General features: G+C 35.8%; 4 protein-coding genes and 1 pseudogene. All 5 read right to left on the reverse strand.

What is annotated here, in order from left to right:
* Positions 1-647 (reverse strand): histidinol dehydrogenase (gene hisD / locus AAC037_RS20095; RefSeq protein WP_339905126.1); only part of this gene is annotated, 647 nt, incomplete at its 3' end.
* Between the two features lie 82 nt (positions 648-729).
* Positions 730-1,565, reverse strand: a pseudogene (gene hisG, locus AAC037_RS20100) (ATP phosphoribosyltransferase).
* A gap of 610 nt (positions 1,566-2,175) precedes the next feature.
* Positions 2,176-3,420, reverse strand: coding sequence for a hypothetical protein (locus AAC037_RS20105; protein ID WP_339905127.1), 1,245 nt, complete (start codon positions 3,418-3,420; stop codon positions 2,176-2,178).
* Positions 3,421-3,646: 226 nt separating this feature from the next.
* On the reverse strand, positions 3,647-4,003 hold the full coding sequence (locus AAC037_RS20110) for a translation initiation factor (RefSeq protein WP_303612308.1): 357 nt from the start codon (positions 4,001-4,003) through the stop codon (positions 3,647-3,649).
* A gap of 14 nt (positions 4,004-4,017) precedes the next feature.
* Positions 4,018-4,647 (reverse strand): universal stress protein (locus tag AAC037_RS20115; RefSeq protein WP_339905129.1); only part of this gene is annotated, 630 nt, incomplete at its 5' end.

Consider the following 4,647-nt stretch of genomic DNA (forward strand, 5'->3'; position numbering starts at 1 on the left):
TTTGCGGCTGTGACATACTGATTTCCTGGACCAAAAATTTTATCAACATTTGGAACAGTCTCGGTACCATAGGCTAAGGCAGCAATGGCTTGAGCTCCTCCGGCTTTAATCACCTTGGTGATGCCCACCAGTTTGGCAGCATATAATATGGCCGGGTGGACTTGTCCTTTTTGATTAGGGGGAGTACAAAGCACGATCTCTTGGCATCCGGCCAGTTTTGCAGGTATGCCAAGCATCAATACCGTAGAGAACAAGGGGGCAGTGCCACCAGGTACATATAAACCTACCTTTTGGATAGCTACGCTTCTTCGCATACATGTCACCCCATCCATAATCTCAGTACTCAAGTCCGGTGTTTCCTGTAGTTGGTGAAACTTTTCAATATTGGATTTGGCTGTCTTTATGGCGCTCTTTAGCGATTTGTCAACATGCTTACCTGAGTTTTCTATTTCTGAAGGATCCACCACGATGGAATCTATTTCCACATGATCATATTCAAAAGCAAATTTTCGTAAGGCTTTGTCTCCCTGACGCTTTACTTTTTTCATGATCGGTTTCACGATCTTTTCTATGTCCTTCGTTTTTTGAACAGGCCTTGCCAGTTCTTTTTTCCAACTTTTTTTGCTTGGATTGACCAGGATTTTCATACGCTTTGAATTTTGTAATGGGAACAATACCTTTCCCAAAAATGAATGGGGAGCTAATTGTCCATCAGTTTACAATCGATTCCTAAATTAGCATTTTCTCGATGGGAACAACCAAAATACCCTGTGCTCCTGCTTTTCTTAATTCTTCAATGTTCTCCCAGAATTGATCCTCACTAATGACTGAATGAACTGAAGACCAACCTTCTTCAGCCAAAGGCAATATAGTTGGACTTCTCATTCCCGGGATTAGAGATAAGATCCTTTCCAAGGAATCGTTGGGGGCGTTTAGCAAAACACAGCTCCCATTCTAAAAAGCAATTTCTCTACAGTAGCTTGTTTTTCGGAATTGATGTCTTTATTACTAATTAGTACAGCTTGGGATTGAAAAATTTCTTCTACCTCCTTAAGCCCATTCATCATTAATGTGGAGCCGGAGCTGACTATATCACAGATGCCTTCTGCAAGTCCTATACTTGGGGCAATTTCAACAGAACCACTGATTTCATGAATGTCCGCATTAATGTTTACCTTTTTTAAGAAATTTCCTAGGATTTTAGGATAGGAGGTAGCAATGTTTTTCCCCTCAAAATAATTTATTCCGGAGTAATCTTCTCCTTTAGGTATTGCCAATGAAAGTCGACATTTTGAAAAACCCAACTTTTTTAAGACACTTACATTCTTGTCTTTTTCTACCAGCTCATTTTCGCCTACTATACCTAAATCAGCTATTCCGTCTGCTACGTATCCAGGGATATCATCATCTCTTAGAAACAAAAATTCTATAGGAAAGTTGGTGGATGAAGACTTTAATTTACCTGTGCCGTTATGAAATTTAATGCCACATTCTTTTATGAGTTTAAGAGAATCGTCACTTAAACGACCACTTTTTTGAACGGCAATCCTGATAATGTTTTCCATGGAATTATGTATACAATAAATACTAGAATAGTTTTCGTTTGATTATTTCCCCCTGAGTAAGGGATGAATGGGAGGGGGATTTGCTATTAGGAGCAATGATGACCTGCATGATGCATATTCGCATTTGCCGGGGATAAAAATATTGTGGTGTAGCGGAAACTTCCTGATGTCATCATAGTATTGCAAATTTAGTCAGCTATTGCAAACTTGCAAAATAAAATGCTGATTACTGTGATAAAAAAAGCCTCTTTTTGAGAAGTTTAGTGTGGGAAAAAGTAAAGGCTTACTTTGGACTTGCAATTTGATCTATTACAGTAAATTCAAGTCTGTCTTTTGACCCTATCAAACTTATGATGCTTAAGTTTAGTTTTAAATTACAAGGTAATACAGGTGATAATACATTGGTCTATTCTGAGATAGCAGGATAAGCATTTCATTTAAAAAAATATTGGGCCAGCTCGATTGTGGTTTGATTCACAAAAAAACCACGGGATAAACCCGTGGTAAAAAAGTAAGTTTTTGCTGTGGCTTAGCTAAAGAAAAGTTGAAAATTAATTTTGAATCATTGCCGTAGACTAAAATTAAAAGTAAAAAAATAGTTTAAAATAAATTAATTGTATTGGTAAAACTCATTGACAATTTTATCATAATTGATAATGTCTTTGTATTGGGTGTTTCGCTTTATTTTTTCGATTGATTTTTTCAAGACCATCTTGTTGATTTTATAAAGGGTTAAATCAAAACTGGACATGGGCTCGTCAGAGGTCAATACCCTAGAATATAAGTTTTGGTTTACATTTTCTTGCAAGTAAGATTTTATCAGTTCCAGCATATTTTTTGCTTTTTTGTTATCCATCCAGTCAAAGAATTTTTGATTCTTTTTTGTAACAATAGGCTTGGCTTTCCTTAACCATTTTTTATTGATCTCCATCTTTTGCTCTATTATTTTATAAATATCAGTCAGGTTAAAAGGAATGACCTGATCATAATCACTTAATACGGATGTTAAAGTGCTCTTAATGGATAAGTCGATAAAAATCTTTGTGTCAAGAAAATCATGCTCAAAATATTGAAGTTGTAGCAATCGATCTGCATCTTCTAAAGTAGAAATTAGGATGTCATTATCAACAATGACATTTTCCACGCTTTCCATCGGTTCAAAAGTGAAATTGTGCAATTCTTCTCCTTTAAAATTGAGGCATGAAGTTATGGTTTTGTCCACAATAGTTATTTTTCCGTAGCCATTATTGGAAAGGTTTTTGTAAATTCTTTTGCTCAATGCGTTGAAGCCAATGATCGCAATTTTAGGTCTTTTGACTTTGTTTATCAGTTCCGTAAGTAAATCAGATACTATATATGAGATTGAAAAATTGGGCAATTGATAATCCACCTGATTTTTAAGCATCTTATCGGTGCTGACTATATTTTCCCACCAATGTTCCAAATATTCTCCGATGGTTCCATTATCAACAGCAAATTCGTAGGCTTGGGAAAATTGGGGAAATAAGGGAGTGGTCCCATAATTGGAGGCTTGCACTCCAAAACACAATTCTGAAAGGTGAATAAACAACTTTTCTTCATCAGAAGTTTGGTTGAATTCACTTTTAATTGGTAAAACAGTACCGGATTTACAGGCCGTTATCGCCTCAAAAATTTTGTACTCTAAATCAAAATTACTGTAGTATAAAATTTCTATCCTTTCGGGCAGGGATAGAATAAAAGATTCTTGAATCTCCGGCCATGACTTCAGCTCTAACATCAACTGTTTTGTTTCCTCAAAGTCCAAATAAAATGCATCACTCTTCAAATTGTATAAATTTGTACTAAAGCTCAATAATCTAAACTGTCCCATCATGCCTTTCTATATTTATCGTTTAATGCTAAAAAACTTACGTATTCTAAGATTTACCGGATCTACCGATTATTAAAGGTTTGTAATCAAATGTATAAATAATATAGAAGCAACTAATAAATAGTCGATTAACCTCGAAAAGGCATCGGTTAAATTGTCTATTCTGTCGGTGAAATATTTTTGAGGAAATGCTTTTTGGGAATACTATACAAAAAATAAAAGTCCGGAATTATCCTCCGGACTTTTTGGCTTTATACCCCATACCAATCAAATAATCAATTACTTTTTCTCTTTGGTCTCCTTGAATAAGAATTTCGCCATCTTTGGTATTTCCTCCTACCCCACACTTCGCTTTTAATTCTTTACCAAGGGATTTTAAATCATCTTCCTGCCCTATAAATCCAGCTACAAGGGTGACTTGTTTGCCACCTCTGGACTTTTTATCCAACATTACTTTCAAATTTTGCTGCTTGGGTGGAAGCGTAGTTTCATTCCCCTCGTTTTCCAGATCGAAATCAAAGTTATCTGCGGTAGAATAAACTACTCCATCTCTTTTTTTCCAATCATTGCTTTTTTTTCTACCCATTTATTATCAATTTATTATTTAAACTTCATCGTCCACACAGGCTTTTTGGAGCTGTTGACCACATCTTCTGCTATACTTCCTCCCAGTAAATGCAAAAAGCCTGTTCTGCCATGTGTAGCCATCGCAATCATATCTGCATTCACAAATTCCGCAAATTCATTGATTCCTTCTTCTTCGCTATCTCCATTGAATATATCTATTTCAGCATTTTCCAGCTTGTTTTCTTTGATAAAATCTTTGATGTTTTTCATCGACACAATGGTTTTTTCAAAAGAATTAGGTGTGTTAATTTTCACAAGTCTAATTTGTGCACCCAATAATTCTTGTAAATATTTCAGTTTCTTGATCACCTTTTTGCTATTATCACTGAAATCACTTGCAAAGACGATTTTCTTAATCGCATCTGCACTAATTTTCTCTTTGACAGTAATAACAGGGCAATCTGAATGCCTGACCACCTTTTCAGTATTTGAACCAATCAATAATTCTTCCAAGCCGCTGGATCCCTTAGAACCCATAATTACCAAATCTGCTTTAACCTCAGCTATTTCTCCGGCTATGCCCGCATAGGGATTACCGAAAGTCAAGTTTGTGCTAAATTGATAGGGTTTACCTGCATGTTCTTCTTCCAACTTCTTAAATTG

The sequence above is a fragment of the uncultured Cyclobacterium sp. genome (assembly GCF_963976465.1).
In the GTDB taxonomy this organism is placed as follows: Bacteria; Bacteroidota; Bacteroidia; order Cytophagales; family Cyclobacteriaceae; genus Cyclobacterium.

What these genes read in the sequence shown, in the direction of transcription:
- AAC037_RS20110 (WP_303612308.1), bottom strand. Translation starts at nt 4,003, where the DNA reads ATGGGTAGAAAAAAAAGCAATGATTGGAAAAAAAGAGATGGAGTAGTT.
- AAC037_RS20105 (WP_339905127.1), bottom strand. Translation starts at nt 3,420, where the DNA reads ATGATGGGACAGTTTAGATTATTGAGCTTTAGTACAAATTTATACAAT.